The 18,858-nt window shown below is 62.8% G+C and carries 20 protein-coding genes; 14 read left to right on the top strand and 6 right to left on the bottom strand.

All coding sequences use genetic code 11. The features are described from left to right. Window positions 1–7: 7 nt before the first annotated feature. Window positions 8–712 carry a phosphoribosyltransferase gene (locus tag FGW20_RS03385; protein WP_301676679.1) on the bottom strand — a complete coding sequence of 235 codons (705 nt, stop codon included), beginning with the start codon at window positions 710–712 and terminating at the stop codon, window positions 8–10. A 141-nt stretch (window positions 713–853) separates the two neighbouring features. On the opposite strand from FGW20_RS03385, the gene FGW20_RS03390 reads away from it, so the two are divergent. The 4 genes from FGW20_RS03390 to FGW20_RS03405 all read left to right on the top strand — a co-directional run bounded on the left by FGW20_RS03390 (window position 854) and on the right by FGW20_RS03405 (window position 3,321). After that, window positions 854–1,282 carry a ribonuclease HI family protein gene (locus FGW20_RS03390; RefSeq protein ID WP_301676680.1) on the top strand — a complete coding sequence of 143 codons (429 nt, stop codon included), beginning with the start codon at window positions 854–856 and terminating at the stop codon, window positions 1,280–1,282. Between the two features lie 4 nt (window positions 1,283–1,286). After that, window positions 1,287–1,724 (top strand): tRNA (N6-threonylcarbamoyladenosine(37)-N6)-methyltransferase TrmO, encoded by a 438-nt coding sequence (tsaA, locus tag FGW20_RS03395; RefSeq protein WP_301676681.1) that lies wholly within the window; start codon window positions 1,287–1,289, stop codon window positions 1,722–1,724. Between the two features lie 375 nt (window positions 1,725–2,099). After that, the gene (locus FGW20_RS03400; protein ID WP_301676682.1) at window positions 2,100–3,002 is read left to right on the top strand and encodes an Mrp/NBP35 family ATP-binding protein; all 903 of its coding nucleotides are present in this window, start codon (window positions 2,100–2,102) and stop codon (window positions 3,000–3,002) included. A 1-nt stretch (window position 3,003) separates the two neighbouring features. Continuing rightward, window positions 3,004–3,321 carry a hypothetical protein gene (locus FGW20_RS03405; protein ID WP_301676683.1) on the top strand — a complete coding sequence of 106 codons (318 nt, stop codon included), beginning with the start codon at window positions 3,004–3,006 and terminating at the stop codon, window positions 3,319–3,321. A gap of 83 nt (window positions 3,322–3,404) precedes the next feature. Here the strand turns inward: FGW20_RS03405 and glnA are convergent, their stop codons facing one another. Further along, on the bottom strand, window positions 3,405–4,733 hold the full coding sequence (glnA, locus tag FGW20_RS03410) for a type I glutamate--ammonia ligase (protein WP_301676684.1): 1,329 nt from the start codon (window positions 4,731–4,733) through the stop codon (window positions 3,405–3,407). A gap of 102 nt (window positions 4,734–4,835) precedes the next feature. Between glnA and FGW20_RS03415 the strand changes: the two genes are divergently transcribed. From FGW20_RS03415 to FGW20_RS03450, 8 genes are all read left to right on the top strand, one after another. Continuing rightward, window positions 4,836–5,888 carry a class II glutamine amidotransferase gene (locus FGW20_RS03415; RefSeq protein WP_301676685.1) on the top strand — a complete coding sequence of 351 codons (1,053 nt, stop codon included), beginning with the start codon at window positions 4,836–4,838 and terminating at the stop codon, window positions 5,886–5,888. After that, a complete protein-coding gene (locus FGW20_RS03420) occupies window positions 5,885–7,402 on the top strand; it encodes a glutamate synthase-related protein (RefSeq protein WP_301676686.1) in 1,518 nt (505 codons plus the stop codon). Before FGW20_RS03415 ends, FGW20_RS03420 begins: the two co-directional genes overlap by 4 nt. Before the next feature lie 5 nt (window positions 7,403–7,407). Continuing rightward, a complete protein-coding gene (locus FGW20_RS03425) occupies window positions 7,408–8,145 on the top strand; it encodes a GltB/FmdC/FwdC-like GXGXG domain-containing protein (protein WP_301676687.1) in 738 nt (245 codons plus the stop codon). 5 nt (window positions 8,146–8,150) lie between these two features. Beyond that, window positions 8,151–9,170 carry a Coenzyme F420 hydrogenase/dehydrogenase, beta subunit C-terminal domain gene (locus FGW20_RS03430; RefSeq protein ID WP_301676688.1) on the top strand — a complete coding sequence of 340 codons (1,020 nt, stop codon included), beginning with the start codon at window positions 8,151–8,153 and terminating at the stop codon, window positions 9,168–9,170. Window positions 9,171–9,439: 269 nt separating this feature from the next. Continuing rightward, window positions 9,440–10,021 (top strand): class I SAM-dependent methyltransferase, encoded by a 582-nt coding sequence (locus FGW20_RS03435; protein ID WP_301676690.1) that lies wholly within the window; start codon window positions 9,440–9,442, stop codon window positions 10,019–10,021. Window positions 10,022–10,029: 8 nt separating this feature from the next. Further along, window positions 10,030–10,290, top strand: coding sequence for an AbrB/MazE/SpoVT family DNA-binding domain-containing protein (locus FGW20_RS03440; RefSeq protein ID WP_301676691.1), 261 nt, complete (start codon window positions 10,030–10,032; stop codon window positions 10,288–10,290). Window positions 10,291–10,327: 37 nt separating this feature from the next. Next, complete coding sequence (locus tag FGW20_RS03445; protein ID WP_301676692.1) at window positions 10,328–11,311, top strand: ATP-binding cassette domain-containing protein; 984 nt, start codon at window positions 10,328–10,330, stop codon at window positions 11,309–11,311. Window positions 11,312–11,313: 2 nt separating this feature from the next. After that, window positions 11,314–12,063: an ABC transporter permease gene (locus tag FGW20_RS03450; protein ID WP_301676693.1), complete on the top strand. Its 750-nt coding sequence runs from the start codon at window positions 11,314–11,316 to the stop codon at window positions 12,061–12,063. Between the two features lie 57 nt (window positions 12,064–12,120). Here FGW20_RS03450 and FGW20_RS03455 read toward each other — a convergent pair whose 3' ends face one another. The 4 genes from FGW20_RS03455 to thpR form a co-directional block, all read right to left on the bottom strand. Next, the gene (locus tag FGW20_RS03455; RefSeq protein WP_301676694.1) at window positions 12,121–12,336 is read right to left on the bottom strand and encodes a hypothetical protein; all 216 of its coding nucleotides are present in this window, start codon (window positions 12,334–12,336) and stop codon (window positions 12,121–12,123) included. After that, complete coding sequence (locus FGW20_RS03460; protein WP_301676695.1) at window positions 12,282–12,524, bottom strand: hypothetical protein; 243 nt, start codon at window positions 12,522–12,524, stop codon at window positions 12,282–12,284. The genes FGW20_RS03455 and FGW20_RS03460 overlap by 55 nt, the downstream gene beginning before the upstream one ends. Window positions 12,525–12,710: 186 nt before the next feature. Further along, window positions 12,711–14,084 carry a CCA tRNA nucleotidyltransferase gene (cca, locus tag FGW20_RS03465; protein ID WP_301676696.1) on the bottom strand — a complete coding sequence of 458 codons (1,374 nt, stop codon included), beginning with the start codon at window positions 14,082–14,084 and terminating at the stop codon, window positions 12,711–12,713. Beyond that, window positions 14,081–14,620, bottom strand: a complete 540-nt coding sequence (gene thpR / locus FGW20_RS03470) for an RNA 2',3'-cyclic phosphodiesterase (RefSeq protein ID WP_301676697.1) — start codon at window positions 14,618–14,620, stop codon at window positions 14,081–14,083. The genes cca and thpR overlap by 4 nt, the downstream gene beginning before the upstream one ends. Window positions 14,621–14,963: 343 nt before the next feature. Here thpR and FGW20_RS03475 point away from each other — a divergent pair, with 343 nt between their 5' ends. Together FGW20_RS03475 and nrdD are read left to right on the top strand one after the other, a co-directional pair. Continuing rightward, window positions 14,964–15,125, top strand: coding sequence for a hypothetical protein (locus FGW20_RS03475; RefSeq protein WP_496197193.1), 162 nt, complete (start codon window positions 14,964–14,966; stop codon window positions 15,123–15,125). 221 nt (window positions 15,126–15,346) lie between these two features. Continuing rightward, window positions 15,347–18,715 (top strand): anaerobic ribonucleoside-triphosphate reductase, encoded by a 3,369-nt coding sequence (gene nrdD, locus FGW20_RS03480; protein ID WP_437178570.1) that lies wholly within the window; start codon window positions 15,347–15,349, stop codon window positions 18,713–18,715. The last annotated feature ends 143 nt before the right edge of the window (window positions 18,716–18,858 follow it).

Raw genomic sequence — 18,858 nt, forward strand, 5'->3', positions numbered from 1 at the left:
TGTGAGATCAGAAGAGCCCCATGTCCCGGGCCTGGATCAACAGTTCCTGTACCTCCTGGTCGGTGAGGTCATGCCAGTGCTCGTACGCCTGCGCCACGGCGAAGGTGGGACTGGTTCTGACGTTTAAGCAGACGACGAGGTCAGCCTTCCGGGCTATGAAGTTGACGGCGTGGAGGGAGCCGGTGGGAACCGCCACGATGACCTCGCGGGCAGACTCAGCCTGGACCGCCTCGATTGCGGCGAGCATCGTATACCCGGTTGCGAGACCGTCGTCGATCAGGACTACCATCCGATTCTCGATCCCCGGCTCTTCACGACCGCCGGCGAACTTCGCTACCCGCTCTTTCACGTTCTTCTTAGCCTTCGCGACGGCGGCGTTCACTTCGGTTTCCGAGAGGCTGAGAGCGTTCATAAGGGGATGATTCAAGAAGACTCGCCCGTTCCAGGTCACGGCACCGAACCCGGCCTCCGGGTTCCAGGGGACCTGCACCTTCCGCACCACCGCCATCCGGAGCGGGGCCTTCAGCGCCCGCGCCACCTCAAGCCCCGGAGGAATCCCCCCGGCGGGGATGGCACAGATCACCGGTTCAGCGGCCATCTCCAGCTGCGAGAGGGTCGCCGCGAGTCGCCTCCCGGCGTCGGTCCGGTCCTCAAAAACGCTCAGCCTGTCGCGCATCGATCTCTCCTCAATGATCCGGCCCGAATCCAGCATGTGTCCGCCCTTACCGTGCCGGGATATTAACATGTTGCGGTGGGCGGGCTGCCTGCTCCGGGGAGCGATACCAATAACACCCAAAAGATCGATGATCACCCGGAAGATGATGTGGAAAGAGACAGACCGGAGGGGACACCGGTGACAAAAACCGATGCGGTGATGCTGTACACCGACGGCGCTTCACGGGGTAATCCCGGAGACGCTGCCTGGGCATACGTGATCGTGCGTGACGGGTCCGTCGTGGCCGGCCGTTCCGGCTACATCGGAACCGCGACCAACAACGTGGCCGAGTACCATGCCGTTATCAACGGCCTTGAAGCCGCACGGGAGTTCACGAGCGGCAGGCTCGAGGTCAGGTCGGACTCGGAACTGGTCGTGCGCCAGCTCACTGGACGGTACCGCATCACCAAAGAGCACCTCGCTGATCTCGCCGAGGAGGTGCGGCGGCGGATGCGCCATTTCGCGGAGGTCAGGTTCGAGAGCGTTCCGCGGGAGCACCCCTGCATCAAGGTCGCGGATCGTCTCTGCAATGAGACGCTCGATGCAGAGAGACGGGGGAGGCGATAGCGGCATGGGTGCGATCGAGTGCATCCCCATCGGTGTCGTCCGGTCACCCTACCGGGAGCGGGGCGACGCTCCCCGGCAGGGCCGCCTCACGGAGGCCGTCGCGGAGATCCACGTCCTCGACGCCTACGTCCCGGGGCTCGAAGGCCTGGAGCGGAGCAGCCACCTCATCATCCTCTACTGGCTCGACCGGGCGGAACGCGGGCTGCTCTTCGCGAAACCGCCGGGCGAAACCCGGGAGAGGGGGGTCTTTTCCACCCGCTCGCCTGCCCGGCCGAACCCGATCGGCCTCGGGATCGTCGATCTTGTCGGGCGGGAGGGCAACGTCCTGGTGGTCAGGGGTCTCGACGCCCTGGACGGGACCCCGGTGCTGGACATCAAACCCTACTCCCCGGAGATCGACTGTATCCCCGAAGCGACGGGCGGGTGGCACATCAAAAGGTAAGCAGGGTCAGGGGGTGAAGAACGCTTCCTGCCCGACACCGAGGTCGCGGAGTTTTTCCGGCGACCCGGGGGCTTCGGGGCCGAACAGGTAGGCGTAGAGATGGACGGTGCCCTGGACCTGGATGACGCAGGCAAGATGGCCTTCCTGCAGCCCCCGCGGGTCGTAAGCAAGGATATGCGCAGATTAGTCGTTATGTGCAGCATCTCATCTAACGAAATCCCCTCTCCCGGAAATCAGCCCGTACCCGAAACGACAGTCCCGGGCAGAACTGGATTGTTTGCCATCACCTATACCTTTTTGTTACAATTGTCGTTAATATATAGTAGCTTTAGATCCTTCTCTAGAAGGATACCATATTTGTAGAGGATACTTCTCATGACTCAGACAAACGAACCCGATAAGGAAACCTGCACCGGGAACTGCTCAAGCTGCCCGTCCGCGACCAAGTGCGATGACCCGAGAAATGCGGATGCCCCGAAGGGCCTCCCACCGAAGGCCGATGTCAGCGTCAAGCACGTCGTCCTCGTCCTCTCCGGGAAAGGCGGCGTCGGGAAAAGCACGGTTTCGACGAACCTCGCCTACGCCCTCGCCAACCGCGGCTTTAATACGGGCCTCATCGACCTCGATATCCACGGCCCGGACATACCGAAGATGCTCGGGATCGAGGAAGCCCGTCTCCAGTCCTACGACGGGAAGATCATCGAACCGGTCAAGGTCACCGGCAACCTCGCGGTCATCTCCATGGCGTTCCTGCTCCCGGAGCGCAGCACCCCCGTGATCTGGCGCGGCCCGATGAAGATGACGGTCATCCGGCAGTTCCTGGAAGATGTCAACTGGGGCGATCTCGACTACCTGATCGTCGACCTCCCGCCCGGCACCGGCGACGAGGCCCTTACCGTCGCACAGCTCGCCCCGAACATCGCCGGCGCGGTCATCGTCACCACCCCGCAGGACGTCGCGGTTCTCGACTCGAGCAAAGCGGCCGAGTTCATCAAGAAACTCGAACTCCGGGTGCTCGGGATCGTCGAGAACATGAGCGGCTTTGTCTGCCCCCACTGCAAGGAAGAGGTCGACATCTTCGGCAAGGGCGGTGGCAAGAAAGAGGCGGAGCAACTCGGGGTGCCCTTCCTCGGCTCCATTCCGCTCGATCCGGAGATGCGCAAGGCAGCGGACGAAGGAAGGCCGTTCATCATCCGCCAGGCCAAAGCCGAGGAGAGCCCAACCTGGAAGAGTTTCGACGCCATCATGCAGGCCCTGGTAGATCAGGTAGAGGAGTAATATGGATTTCTCGAGGATTCTTGCCGGCCGGGGGGAGGGCCTCCCGGTCTTCGCCCGGGTCGTCGAGGCGCTCGAGGAGTTCGAGGAGTTCCCCTTCCTGCTTGAGCCCATCTACCGTGAGGCCTCGGAACTCGGGGACGACGATCTCGACCGCCTCCGGTTCGGCCTCGTCCGCCTGCAGGTCTACGCCGACATCCACCGCTACGAGGACATGGAGGCAGCGCAGCGGATGAAGTACGTGGGCGCGACGGTCGAACGAGTGCTCTTCGGCAAACTCCTCCTCGAAGGGGAGGAAGACGGCAAACAGCAGTGCTGCTGAGGCCGGCCGGCCCGAAAAGATCATAGAAGCCCTGTTATTTTACACCACAAAGAGGCGGCAGCAATCCGCCAAAAAAAAAGAGTTTAGTAGGTCGCGAGATACCGGTCGAGCTCCCAGGGGTGGACGGCCGTCCGGTAGGCGTCCCACTCGGCTTCGGCAACGCTCGTGAGCGCCTCGACGACGTGGGGGCCGAACGCCCTGCAGATGAGATCGTCGGCGAGCAGGGCCTGGTTCGCCTCGTGAAGGTCTCCGGGCAGCGTCTCGATCCCGGCGCCTTTCCGCTCCTCGATCGACATATGGTAGATATTTGTATCGACGCCTACCGGCGGCTCTATCTCGTTACGGACGCCTTCCATCCCGGCGGTGAGCATCGCGGCGAAGGCGAGGTAGGGGTTGCAGGTCGGATCGGGGCTGCGGAACTCGACCCGGGTGCTGTTGCCACGGGGCGACGGGACCCGCACCAGGGCCGACCGGTTGCCGGCGCTCCAGCTGACGTAGCAGGGCGCTTCATAGCCCGGGACGAGCCGTTTGTAGGAGTTGACCGTCGGATTCGCGAGCCGGGTGATGGCTTTTGCATGTTTGAGCAGCCCGCCGATGAAGTGCATGCAGGTCTTTGAGAGCTGCAGCGGTGCGTCCGGGTCGTAGAAGGCGTTCTTATCGTTCTTTGCCAGCGAACAGTTGGTATGCATCCCGCTCCCGCAGATGCCGTAGATGGGCTTTGCCATGAAGGATGCGTGCAGGCCGCGCATCAGCGCAATCGTCTTCGCGGCGAACTTGAAGGAGATGACATTGTCGGCCGTATGGAGTGCGTCGCTGTACTTGAAGTCGATCTCGTGCTGGCTCTCGGCGACCTCGTGGTGCGACGCCTCGATCTCGAACCCCATCTCCGTGAGCGCGAGGATGATCTCGCGCCGGACGTCTTCAGCAAGATCGGTCGGCGCGAGGTCGAAGTAGCCCCCTACGTCCTGGAACTGTGTGGTCGGCCGCCCCTCGAGCATCTTGAAGAGGAAGAACTCCAGTTCCGGGCCGGTGTTGAAGACGTAGCCGTCCTTCGCGGCGTCCTCCATCGCCCGCCGGAGCACGTAGCGCGGGTCACCTTCGAACGGTTTGCCGCTGGCCTTGTAGACATCGCACACGAAACGCGCCTCCGCATACTCCCCTGACCGCCAGGGCAGGAGGGTGTAGGTCGAGAGGTCGGGTTTGAGCACCATATCGGACTCCTCAATCCGGACAAACCCTTCTATCGACGATCCGTCGAACCCGATGCCGGTGGTCAGTGCCTTCTCGGCCTGCTTCACCGGGATCGCGACATTTTTGGGCATACCGAGGAGGTCGGTAAATTGAAGACGGAGGAATCGGACGTTATCCTGTTCGATGCGCTCGAGCATTGCAGAAGTGGCGTCACGGGACATGTGGAAGTCTTCTTCTATCCGATGAAATAAATACCTATTGACACAAATATTCCCGGGCAGAGTTCCAGAAAACGGCAACTGAACATACTCACCGAGGTAACCATGTGCGGCATTTTTGGTGTAATGGATAAGAGGCGCCAGATGATGGATGGTTCCGGCATCCGCGAAGCCCTCTCCATGATGAACGAGCGCGGCAGCGGCGAGGGGGCGGGGTACGTCGCCTATGGCATCTACCCCGACTACCGGGACTGCTACGCGCTCCATGTCTTCTTCGACAACGCATGCGAGAACAAAGCGATTGTCGACGCAACACTGGAGCAGTGGGGATCAATCGAATGCGACGAAGCGATCCCTACCTGCGACCAGCTGAATCTCAAGGTAAACTGTACCCCCTGGCGTTACTTCTTCAAGCCCGACGCATCCCTTGCTCCGGGAAGCGCGTCACCGGAGAAGGACGTCGTCACGAATCTCGTGATGCAGATCAACGCTTGTGCGAACGGTGCTGAAATCGTCTCTTCCGGCAAGAACGTCGGCCTTTTCAAAGCCAGCGGCTGGCCGGAGGATGTGGCGGACTACTACCGTATTCAGGACTACGAGGGCTACATCTGGCTCGCGCACAACCGCTACGCGACGAGCAACCCTGAGTTGTGGGAACGGCCCGACCCGTTCAACCTGCACGACTGGAGTGTCGTGGAGAACGGAAAGACCACCACCTACGGGGCCAACCGGCGCTACGTCGAAAGTTTCGGCTACAACTGCTCGACCGGCACCGACAGCGAGGTCATCGCCTACTTAATCGATCTTCTGACGCGCAAGCACGGCCTTGACATCAACCTCGCCATCCGCGCGCTCGCCCCGCCCTACTGGGACGAGATCGACCGGATGCCTGAAGCCGAGCAAAACCTGAACCGGGCCCTCCGGTTTGCCTACGGCTCCGCGACAATGAACGGGCCGTTCACCGTCGTGGCCGCGAACCCCGATATGATGGTCGGGTTCACCGACCGGGGCAAACTCCGGCCGATGGTCGTCGGCGAGTGCGGCGATCGGCTCTACATCGCAAGCGAAGAGACAGCGATCCGCGCTATGGAACCGAAGGTCGAGTCGATAACGCGACCGGCTGCAGGAGAGCCGGTGATCGGGAGGGTTGCCCCATGAACAGCAACTTCGGGAGCATGCCGCTCCGCTACCGGATCAGCATCGACCGGGAGCAGTGCATGGAGTGCGGACGCTGTGTCGAGAACTGCCCCTACGGTGTCTTCCGGTGGGATGGTGAGAGGATCCTCATCAACTCACGGAACTGCACCGCCTGCCACCGGTGCCTCACCTACTGCCCCCGGGACGCCATCATGCTCCAGGAGCATCCCTGCGATTACCGGAGCCACCCGGTCTGGACCAGGGGGGTCAGGGAATCGATCTACAACCAGGCCAGGACGGGTAAGATCATCCTCGCCGGGATGGGCAGCGTCGCGAACCTTCCGATCATCTTCGACCACCTGATGCTGGACGCCTGCCAGGTCACCACGCCTCCGACCGACCCGCTCCGTGAGCCCGTCGAGCTCCGGACCTACCTCGGGAAGAAGCCGTCGAAACTGGAGTTCACGCAGAAACCGAACGGCGACGTCGAACTCTCCACGGAACTCACCCCGAACCTCATGCTCGAGACGCCGATCATGCTCGGCCACATGAGTTACGGTGCGCTCAGCCTCAACGCCCACGTGGCGATGGCCCGGGCGGCAAAAGAGACCGGGACGTTCATGGGCACCGGCGAGGGTGGACTCCATCCCGGTCTCTACCCCTACCAGGACCGGATGATCGTCCAGATCGCCTCCGGACGGTTCGGCGTGAACGTCGACTACCTGGAGCGCGGCGCCGCGATCGAACTCAAACTCGGCCAGGGCGCAAAACCGGGCATCGGCGGGCACCTCCCGGGAGAGAAGGTGAGTGCGGACGTCTCCAAGACAAGGATGATCCCGCAGGGTAGCGACGCGATCAGCCCTGCGCCGCACCACGATATCTACGGCATCGAGGATCTTCCCCAACTCGTCAACTCCGTCAAGGAAGCGACGGAGCGGAAGAAGCCAATCTTCGCGAAGATCGCCGCCGTCAACAACAACGCCGAGAACGTTGCGGCCGTCGCCCGGTCCGGGGTGGACGCCATCGCCATCGACGGGTTCCGCGGCGGTACCGGCGCGGCACCGCGGGTCTTCCGCGACCACGTCGGTATCCCGATCGAGGTCGCCATCGCGACCGCCGACAGGGAACTCCGCAACCAGGGGCTCAGGAACGAGGTCTCTCTCATCGCCTGCGGCAGCATCCGGGAGAGCGCCGATGTCATCAAGGCGATCGCCCTCGGCGCCGATGCGGTCTACATCGGCACCGCGGCGCTCGTGGCGATGGGCTGCCGGGTCTGCGGAAACTGCTACCAGGGCCTCTGCTCCTGGGGAATCGCCACCCAGCGTCCAGATCTCGTGGCGCGCCTTGACCCCGACGTGGCATCGAACCAGGTGGCAAACCTGATCCGTGCCTGGACGCTCGAGATCACCGAACTGATGGGTGCGGCGGGTATCAACAGCATCGAGAGCCTGCGCGGCAACCGCGACCGGCTCCGGGGCTACATGCTTGACGAAGGGCTCCTCGAAATTCTCGACGTCAAGTCGGTGGGAGCGTGAGAACAATGGCAAAACAGGTCACGATCGATGCGAAGGGAGTGCATTACACCCCCTTAAACCAGCAGATCAGGAAGGCTGTCGAGGACGGGGTCGACGAGATCGTCGTCGACAACGTCCTCGGGCAGCGGTTCATCGGCAACGGTCTTCGCGGGAACGCCACCATCCGGGTTAACGGCGTTGCAGGCGGGGATCTCGCCATGTTCATGAGCGGTCCGACCGTCATCGTCAGCGGCAACGCGGAGCACGCGCCCGGTAACACAATGGATTCCGGGAAGGTGGTGATCCACGGGAGCGCCGGCGATGCGGTGGCGCACAGCATGCGGGGCGGCAAGGTCTTCGTCCGCGGAGATATCGGTTACCGGGGCGGGATCCACATGAAGCAGTACGAGACGCAGCGGCCCATACTGGTCGTCGGCGGGTCGGCACAGACGTTCCTCGGCGAGTACATGGCGGGCGGCCTCTTGCTCGTTCTCGGTCTCGACGGAGCCATGAAAGCCCGGGAGATCGGGAGCGGAATCCATGGCGGCGAGATCGTCATCCGCGGAGACGTGGACGAAGCCTGCCTCGCTGCAGGGGCAAAGAAACTGCCGCTCACTGACGAGGACAGGGCACGGATCGCCCCGGTCATCCAGGAGTTTGCAGCCGATTTCGGGCTCGATGCGGAGCCGCTCGTAAAGGCGGACTACACCCGGATCGTCCCTGCGAGCGCAAGACCCTTTGCCGGGAAGTACACGTGGGAGTGATAGGCATGGAGATGAAGACATTCAAAGACCTGAAGTCGGAGGTCTGGGATACGGAACTCTGCTCCGGGTGTGGGGCGTGCGTGGCGGTCTGCCCGGCGGATGCCCTCCGGTTCGAGCCGGGGAACACCGATACGCCGGTGAACATCGGCTACTGCAAGGCCGATAACGACGGCGTGCCCTGCGGGGCGTGCTACGCAGCCTGCCCGCGGGTCGACCTCGCGGCGCAGGGGAAGATGCTCGGGGAGTACCAGGATATCGTTGCGGCCCGTTCGGTATTCACCGTTGAGCGCAAGCAGAGCGGCGGCGCGGTGACGGCGATCCTCGTCAACGCGCTCGATGAAGGGCTTATCGATGCGGTTGTCACCGTGACGAGAGACCCCTGGACGATGAAACCGTCGTCTGCGGTGATCACCTCCTCAGAGGAACTCGTCCAGCACGCCGGGAGCCGCTACTCCTGGTGGGTGCCGCTCCTTGCGTCCCTCAAGGAAGCCGTGGTCACCCGGAAGTACCGGCACATCGCGGTCGTGGGCGTGCCCTGTGTGGCGCGGGCGACCCAGGCGATCCGGGCGAGCGACCACGAACTCCTCCGGCCCTACGCGAAGGCGATCCGGCTCGTGATCGGCCTCTTCTGCACGGAGACCTTCGACTACGCGAAACTGGTCGAGGGGAAACTGCAGTCCGAGCGCAAGATCGAGCCCTGGGAGATCCGCCACCTGGACATCAAGGGCAAACTGGACGTCTACCTGCAGGACGAGCGGCACATCTCCATCCCGCTCGCCGAGCTGGAGGAGTCCGTCCGCCCCGGGTGCGGGGTCTGCAACGACTTTACGGCGGTGAACGCGGACGTCTCCGCGGGTGCCGTCGGGTCGCCGGACGGGTACACGACGCTCGTTATCCGTAACGACATCGGGAGAGGGTTCGTCGACCGTGCGGTCTGGCAGGGGAAACTCGCGACCGGCAGCGCCGTCGATCTCCACATCATCGAGCAGCTGGCCGCGCGGAAAGCGCAGCGCCGGCAGGAATAATACTTTTTTTATCCCTTTACGGTTCCCAGCCCTCCGGGATTCCGTATTGAGCCGGTCGGACGTATCGCCGGGCAACGCCCCCTTCAGGCAACCCTGACCCGCAAAAGCGACGATTTATGTACACTCGCCCTCACCGCACCCCGGGGTCGGGAGGTTCATCTGGTATGACAATTCATATTAGTATGAAATGCATGAATTGTGTGAGGTGGGCACGGTGCACCGGCTTCGCAGAGGCGTACCGGGGCCTGTACCGATAAGGGAGGTGCTGTATGGCCGCATACACGCATAACACTGCAGAACAGGCAGACCGCATGCCGGATCTCCACTTCAGGCTGATGTCGCTTGCGTTCCGCGTCAGGGATCGCATTCGCCCTCCGGGGAGACTGCTTGTGGAGATCAGGATCCGGGAAGGCATGACCGTCGTGGATTACGGGTGCGGCCCGGGGAGCTACGTCAAAGAGGCATCCGGGCTCGTCGGTGCGGCCGGCACCGTCTACGCGGTGGACGTCCACGAGCTTGCCGTCGAGGCCGTCTCCCGCCGGGCCCGCAAGGAAGGGCTCGCAAACGTCGTCCCTGTCCGTGCGAAGGGCTACGACTCCGGTCTCCCCGATGCGGTCGCGGACCTCGCCTACGCCCTCGACATGTTCCACATGGTCGAAAACCAGAAGGCGTTCCTCGCAGAACTCCACCGGATCACGAAACCGGACGGCATCCTGATCCTGGACGACGGGCACCAGCCGCGGGAGAAAACGCGCAGGGCACTCCTGGACTCGGGATTATGGACTATCGAAGCGGAGACCGGAGAATACCTGCGATGCCGTCCGCTGTCGGGAAACACACCAACGGAGTGACAGAACCTATGTTCCACGACCACCACCGCTGCCACGACCACGGCGGCAGAAAACACATCTTCGGGACGGTCAAGGTCGGCGAACGCGGCCAGATCGTCATCCCGAAAGAAGCGCGCGAGATCTTCGATATCAAGCCCGGCGACACGCTGATGATCCTCGGCGACGAAGGGCGCGGGCTTGCCGTCGTCAAAGCGGATAAGTTCCGCCGGATCGCAGAGGAGATGCTCCGGATCTTCGAAGTCGAGCCGGAGGAGCCGCCGGAGGAGTGAAGATGAGCGGTTCAAACGCACCATCTCGGAGAACCCCATGCAGGCCATAGACGCACGCAACCTGACGAAATCCTTCGGCGATCTCGTCGCCGTCGACGGCATCTCGTTCTCCATCGCGAGCGGCGAGATCTTCGGGCTCCTCGGCCCGAACGGAGCGGGAAAAACCACGACCATCTCCATGCTCTCGACGATGCAGAAACCCACCTCGGGCACGGCGACGGTCAACGGCCACGATGTCGTGACGCGGGAAGACGACGTCCGCAAGTCCATCGGGATCGTCTTTCAGGACCAGAGCCTGGACGAAGAACTGACGGCGTACGAGAACATGGACTTCCACGGCCGCCTCTACCGGATCGGCGGGGAGGAGCGGCGCCGGCGTATCGGCGAACTCCTGGCTCTCGTCGGGCTTGCCGACCGGAAAGACGACCTCGTCAAGACCTACTCGGGCGGCATGCGCCGACGGCTCGAGATCGCCCGGGGACTGCTCCACGAGCCGAAAGTGCTCTTCCTGGACGAGCCCACCCTCGGCCTCGATCCCCAGACGCGAAACCATCTCTGGGAGTATATCGCGCGGTTAAACAACGAGAAGGGCATCACCATCATCCTCACCACACACTACATGGAGGAAGCCGACCGGCTCTGCGACCGCATAGCGATCGTCGACCGCGGGACGATCGTCGCGCTCGACACCGCGGAGAACCTGAAACATTCCATCGGCGGCGACGTCGTCACCATAACCTCCCCCGACCCCGATAAAATCGCCGATCTCCTGACCGCCCCATGGGTCTCCGGGATCGAGCGGCACGACGGCTCGGTGACGGTCCGCCTGCAGGAAGCCGACCGGCACATCCCCGGGATCGTGACCGCCATCCACCAGAGCGGCATCGGCATCAACTCCCTCTCGGTGAGGAAACCGACGCTCGAGGACGTCTTCCTGCACTATACGGGAAAGACGATCAGGGACGAGGAGGCGGACGGCAAAGAGACGATACGCATGTTCCAGCGGGCAAGGAGGCGGTAAGCATGGATATCGTCTATACCATCTGGCTGCGCAACGTCAAGCGCTACCTGCGCTCAAAGAGCAGGATCGTCGGCAGCCTCGGAATGCCCCTCTTCTTCATGCTGGTGCTCGGGTTCGGGCTGAACTCGATCGTCCGGATTCCCGGCATGGAGGAAGGTTACCTCGAGTTCATCATCCCCGGCATCGTCGCGATGAGCGTCCTCTTCACCTCGGTCTTTTCAGGGATCCAGATCATCTGGGACAAACAGTTCGGGTTTCTGAAAGAGACGCTCGTCGCCCCGGTCTCGCGGCTCGAGATCATGATCGGCCAGACGCTCGGGGGAGCGACGACGGCGGTCATCCAGGGGCTGATCCTGATGGTGTTCGCGCTCTTCATCGGGCTCCAACCCGCCGGCATCACCGGGTTCCTGGTCGCCGTCGGGTTCATGGCGCTGATCGGCGTGACCTTCACCGCGTTCGGGATCGCGATTGCATCGAGGATGGAGGACATGCACGGCTTCCAGCTCATCATGAACTTCGTGATCTTCCCGATCTTCGGGCTTTCCGGGGCACTCTTCCCCATCAACAGCCTGCCCGGCTGGCTCCGGCCGCTGACGCTCGCCGACCCCCTGACCTACGGCGTCGAGGGCATCCGCTACGGCCTTTCGGGCACCGCCCAGGTTCACCCGCTCGCGAGCCTCGCCGTCATGGCCGCCTGCGCCGTGCTCATGACCGTCGCCGGGGCGTACCTCTTCCGGAAGATCCAGACGTGAAGTGCTCCTGCCGGGACGGCACTCGCAACCCACACCTTTGGTGCTCAAGCTCCGGTCCTAACGGATCGTCGCATCCCGCACAGCCTGCTCGGCCGCATACCCGATCCCGAGGGCGATGATCGGGATCATGAGGTAACAAAGCCCGATCTCTCCCATGTAGGTGCCGGCGTCCATCCCCGAGAGGGGCAGGAGGACGGCGGCGTCGAGCGCCCAGTTGATCAGGAGCCATACCCCGCCGAGCAGGGCGCCTTCCCGAACGAAATGGTTCCGCACGCCCCCGAAGTAGACCAGGATGAGATGGTCCCGAGCGCGGCCGAGAAGACGATCAGGATCGACTTGATCATGAAGATGTCATAGAGCGGCTCGCCCTCTGGTGAATAAAGAGGGGCCGAGATGAGGAAGGGGAGGAGCCAGGTGAGGAGGCCGAGACTGACGAGTTTACCATATTTTGCCGCGACCATGCTGAAAGATTGGACTGCAACGTAATATACGGATCGGAGATGCACGGGCACCGGGCGAGGGCAGCGTTTCGGTTCACGCTGCAAAAAGCTGTCCGGGACGAACCGGGGGCTCCGGCCGATGGCGACGTGCAGGGGTGCAGGGTTCCCCTGATCGGTTGAGAGACGCCGGAGCGGCCCGGCAGGCCCCTACTTCCCCGTCAGCCTCTTGATCCTCGCAAGCGGCGATGCCCGGTCGAGGAACCTGGAGATGAAGACGGCAAACTCCTCGTCCCAGCACTCCGCACCGGCCTTCACCGTCCAGCCCTGCTTCATCGAGCGGCGGACGTGCTTGCCGAGCGCGACGTCAAAGAGCGTCTTCGACCGCAGCAGGTCGACGGCCCGGGTGTACCGGCGCGGGAGTTCGACCACGTAGCGGCCGTCCTCCACGTAGGGGCCGGCGAAGACCTCTTCCTGGACGTACTTCGCGAGGAACTTCTCGGCGTTCTCCCGTGTCGAGAGCGGCGGGCCGATATGCCGGCGCATCACCGGGACGGTCTCGGCCATCAACTCGAAGAGGAGCATGCACCGCTCTTTTCCCATGCAGACATCGATGCGGCTCGCCGGAAACCCGCTCCGTTCCAGGAGTTCCCGGATTGAATCGGCGGACTTCCTGAGCTGGGGAACCACCGTATCGGGTGTGTAGTCCGGCGTCCCAAACGTGATGGAGAAGAGATGCGTCCCCCGCGCGGCGAGAAGGCGGGCGAAGACCTCATGGGTGAGCGGGGGCGAGGGAGGGCGGCAGAAGAACGCCTCCGACGGCGCGGCAAGGTAGCCGCGGGCGAGTTCCACGAACTCGAACATCCGCGAGAGCGAGAGCGCCGCCGCCACGTTCCTCTCCGGGTCGACCGGATCGATGACGACGAGCGGGTCCTCGAACTCCTTCGTCCCGTGCTCTTCGATGTCGATCACTTCCCCGGGCTTCCAGCAGGCGGCGGCGCGAAGAAGCGGGTGGAATCCACCGTAGTGGATCGTCAGGATCTCGCAGAGGTAGCCGGAAAACCCCTCTGTCATGTGATCCGAGCCGTAGACCCCGCCCGACTTCGCGAACTGCTTGAAGAGGAGGACGTCGTCGGCGTAGCTGCCGATGTGGCCGAGGATGTAGCGGGTGTGAAACGGCGTCCGGTCCACGGCGCTCTTGATCTCGGTGGCGCTCGCGACAGCGTAGCAGGGGACGAGGTCGATGTCCAGCGAGTTGATCGTCGCGTTGACGTAGGGGTGCTCCGCGTACTTCTCGCGCCAGGTCGCGCCGAACTCCTCCGCTATCCGGTGCGCGAGGGCCAGACCTTCCTCCTGCAGTTCCTCCCGGGAGAGAGCTGGGTCGAAGAGCATGAATACATCGAGATCCCGGTCGCCGCGGACGAATGTGTCGCGGGCGACCGAGCCCACCATCATCGCTTTCGCCTTTCCCGAACGCTCCACCGCCTCGATCAACTGCTGCCCGATCGCACGGACGTAGGTCCGCTCCTCGGGCGTGGGGCGGATCTTTTTGAGCACCTCCTCCTCGCAGGGGCACCTGGTCAAAACGCGACCTCCGCAAGATCTTCATAGATCGAACCGCGGGGTGTCAGCGTGCTTTTCTTGAGTTTGATACCTGTCACCCGGCAGGTCCCGAGCGGTTCGCGCGGGGTGGACGCCGCCTGCGTACACTGCGAGGGGTGGAACTCTTTTACCCGGGCAAGGGTCATATGGGGGCGGAATGGACGGGTCTCCCGGCGGAAACCAAGCGGTGCAAGGAGGTCGTCCACCTGTTGGGCGAGAGCAGCGCTCTCCCCGCCGTCCGTGACGTCGCACCAGATCACCCGCGGCTTCCGCGGCGGGTTGCAGACCGGATACCCGACCGTCAGGCTGAAGGGGTCGGCCCGGACAGCCCGGAGCGCATCGACGATCGGCTCGATCTGCGCCGGTTCGACCTCCCCGAGAAACTTCACCGTGAGATGGAGGTTTGCAGGGTCGACGATGGCAAGCCGCCCGGATGACCGTCTCAGGATCTCCTGGGACTCACGGGCGCGTTCACGGATCTCCTCCGGCAGATCGATTGCAACGAACGTCCTGACCATATTACCATACTATCATGCTTCACCCTACAAAATGGTGATTGTCCTGCGGAGACTTGAGCATCGGAACGCAGTGCAAGGCGGCCGAGGAGTCCGGCTGGTGGGAGGTTTTGGGGTATCCACATCGGGGGTTCGGGAATATGCTTTGTGATGAGAAGTAGCGTCCTGGGCTCAATGAGTATCTGTTATAACCGTGCAAAACGAAAACATAGTGACCGAATAATCCGGGGGTATTATCATTTCCGATACAACGCAATTCATCGTATACACACTGGAATTTTGCCCGAATTGCGAAATACTCAAAGAGTTCCTGGCCTCCAGGGGAGTTCCTTTCGTCGAGTGCGACATGGCGTCGGCCGAAGCGCTGACCGAACTCCGTATGAACGGCATATTTGTTCAGGAGGCGCCGGTTCTGCAGAAGGGTGACGCATTCTACACGTCCGCCGATCTCTTTAGCGGCGGCACATTCCAGGAAGATCTTGTTGGCGATCTGATCGCGGGGGCATAAGGTTGACCCGCAAGTCGACACAGGCAACTCTATTCGGGGAGTTCGTTCCGACGTTCCCGAAGGTCCGGACCTCGCGGGGCTACCTCCTTGACTGGAATCGGAACCGGATCGTCAAGCAGATCCTGGAGGAGAGCCGGCTTGTGGAGACCTTCTACGGCTACGAGGGGGCCGACGAGGAGACGGCGAGGGATATCGCCCGGCGGGTCGAGAAGAAGATCCAGATGCTGGGTCTCCAATCACTCTCAGGCCCCCTTATCCGGGAGATCGTAAACATGACGCTCCTTGAGCGCGGCCTCGTCCCCTACCGCAACGTGTGCACCCGGGTGGGCACGCCGGTCTTCGACGCGCACCTCATCGATGTCGGGCGGGGATTCGAGGCGCACGACAACGCCAATCTCCAGGAGAACGCCGAGACCTCGCACAAGAAGAAAGCGGACAAGATCAGCAAGGAGCAGTACCTCCTGCAGCTCCCTCCAGAACTCGCAGACCACCACCTTCGCGGCGATCTCCACATCCATGACCTGGAATACTTTGGATCCCGCCCGTTTTGCCAGGATTGGGACCTGCGTTACTTCTTCTACTACGGCCTGATGCCTGACGGGAACGGGACGAAGGCCTCGGTCGCCGGCCCCGCGAAGCGGGCCGAGGTGGCGGTTCTCCACGCGGTCAAGGCACTCGGGTCCGCCCAGACGAACTTCGCCGGTGGGCAGGGCTACTACAACTTCCTCACGTTCATGGCGCCCTTCTTCGAGGGGATGGGCTACGAGGAGATCAGGCAGTTGATGCAGATGTTCGTCTATGAGATGACCCAGATGATGGTCGCACGCGGCGGCCAGGTGGTCTTCTCGTCGGTCCAGCTCTCCCCGGGCGTCCCGACCCTCTGGAAGGACAAACCCTGTGTCTACCGCGGCAAAGTCTGGAACGGAGAACAGGCGCCGCTCCGGACCTACGGTGAATTCGAGCGCGAGGTCCGGCTCCTCTTCAAGGCGCTGATGGAGGTGATGCTCGAGGGCGACTACTGGGGCAAGCCCTTCTCCTTCCCGAAACCCGAGATCAGCATCGAGCCCGACTTCCTTAACGAGGACGAGGAGTTCAACCGCGAGCACCCGGATCTTCCCACGTACCAGGATCTCTACCTGATGACGTTCGAACTCGCGTCCAAGTACGGCACCCCCTACTACGACAACCAGATCCCCCCCTACCGGGGGGCCGGGGAGGGGATCTCGTGCTACCAGTGTCTGGCGGCCGACGAGCTCGTCCCGGTGGCGGATGGAGACGGGAAGATTGCCGTCAGGGCGATCAGCGATCTCTTTGATGTTGCAGCAAAGAACGGGAGACGGATCGACTCTTTCGGCACGGAGCTCGCCTACTATGACGGACTGGCTCCGAGCGTCGACTTCGATACCCTGAAGTCGTCACTTCGCCCGTTCCGCGGCGTGATGCGCCAGCGGTACACCGGCGACCTCCTCCGGATCACCCTGGAGTCGGGACGGCAGATCACCGTCACCCCCGACCACCCCGTCTATGTCCTTGATGGCGGCAGGTTCGCCAGGGAAACGGCAGGAAACCTCAGCGTCGGCGACCACCTGCCGGTGCTGAAGACCGGCGGATTCTGCGAAAGATTGGTCACGGAGATCGATGTCGCAGAGACGCTCAAGAAGGCGGGCCACGGCGACGCGATCCGCGTCACCGGGGACGGTGTAAAACTCCGGACCTCCGGGCGGCACGTCCTCCCCGGTACCCTCCCGGCCGGCCCGGACCTCTCGAAGTTACTCGGCTACTACCTTGCAGCGGGGTGCACCGAGCGGTCCGGACGGCATTACACGGTCAGGTTCTCGTTTGAGGAATGCCATTCCAACCTTGCGGTGGACACCGCTGCATGCATCCGCGCCGTCCTCGGACATGAACCCCAGATCCGCGAGACAACGGCGGGGAGCGAGATCGTCGTCAACAGCAAACTCATTCACCTCCTCATCAACGCCCTCGGGTGCGGTTCCTCCGATGACGACAAGTCGGTACCCGATCTCCTCTTCAACCTCGACCGCTCCCTGGTGGCCGATTTCCTTGGTGCGGCCTTCAGCACAACCAGAGGGAGCCATTCCGCACGCCGTGCCAGAAGCATCAGGCTGAACGCGGCCTCCCGGGAAGCGGCCCAGAAGTTGATCTGGCTGACCGGTCGGATCGGCGTCCAGATGAGCTACGCTGAACGGGAAAGGACGGTTTTGCCGCCTCCGGGCGAAGAAGCCCCGCAAAAGACCTACACCTGCAGAATAACAGATCACAACCAGATAGAGTGGTTCCACGCAGAGACCGGCTACAGTGCTGAGGTGCCCGCAGGAAGAGAGAGCGGCGGACCTTTCACATCCATCCCGGCGAACGCGGTCGCAGCCGGATGCACCGGTGTTGCCTGTGCAAGCAGGGACAACGATACCGGGATAGAGAAGATCCAGGTTACGCTCGTCATTCCACCCCTCGTACGGGAGGAGGAGATCGGGCGAATTGCCCGTGGAGACGTGCACCCGCTCCGTATCCGCTCAATCGAGCCGGTGGAGTACGACGGCTACGTCTACGACCTCGTTGACGTCGCCGGCACCCACACGTTCACAAACGCGCTCGGGATCGTGACCGGGAACTGCTGTGCCTACCAGTTCTCATCTCTCGCCGATGAGGACGACGAGTTCGAGGACAAACTCTACTTCCGGGAGGGGAAACACTTCTCGATGGGATCCTGGCAGGTGATGTCCATCAACTGTCCGCGGGCGGCGTATAAGGCGGAGGGGGACCAGGAACGGCTCTTTGCCGAACTGAAGTCGTTCATGGACATCGCCGTCGACCTCTACCGGATCAAGCGCCGCTGGATGTCTCTCATCCGGACGAACGGCCGGATGCCGTTTGCGATGCAGCGCCCGAAGGACCCGAACACCGGCGAGCGCGGCGCGGTTGCCGTGGATCTCGAAGGGCTCGTCTACACCATCGGCGTGGTCGGGGTCAACGAGATGGTGCAGCACTTCACCGGCCACCAACTCCACGAGTCGAAGGAGGCGTTCCGTCTCGCCGTCCGGGCAATGACCGAACTCGAGATGTATGCTCGCGAACTCTCGAAGAAGCACAACATGACGATCGCCCTCGCCCGCACCCCGGCGGAGACGACCGGGCAGCGGTTCGCGGTCGCGGACCTCCTCGATGAGCGGTTCCGCGACCACGCCATCCGGGTCGTCAAGGGCGACGCCGATGCGGCGCTCGATATGCTCGGCACGACGCTCGACCTCCCCATTTACTACACCAACGGGACCCATGTCGCCCCGGGAGCCCCGGTGGCGCTCACGAAACGGATCGAGATCGAGCACATCTTCTTCCCCATCGTGGACGGCGGGAACATCTTCCACGTATGGCTCGGGGAAGCGCGCCCGGACCCCCGGGGGTTGATGGAGATGGCGATGAACCTCTGCCGGACGACCCAGATCGGTTACTTCGCCTTCACCCGGGATCTGACGGTCTCCCTGAAAGAGTATCGGGAGTTCAAGCCGGCGCGGTCAGATAAGGCCACGACGGTCGGCCTTTCCCCCGCGGTTGACCAGGCGGACGCCTGACCGGGGTCATACCATTTTTTTAACAGTCTCTGTGGCGGGATGGTTTTCGCGTTCCCTGCGTGAGGCCGTATGCAACCCCATCATCGTAGTATCTGCCCCATTCGTTTCCCGGTGGATGGGTATGTGTGTCAGTGCAGGGGTTG

Origin of the sequence: Methanoculleus methanifontis (assembly GCF_030464365.1) — an archaeon.
Lineage (GTDB): Archaea > Halobacteriota > Methanomicrobia > Methanomicrobiales > Methanoculleaceae > Methanoculleus > Methanoculleus methanifontis.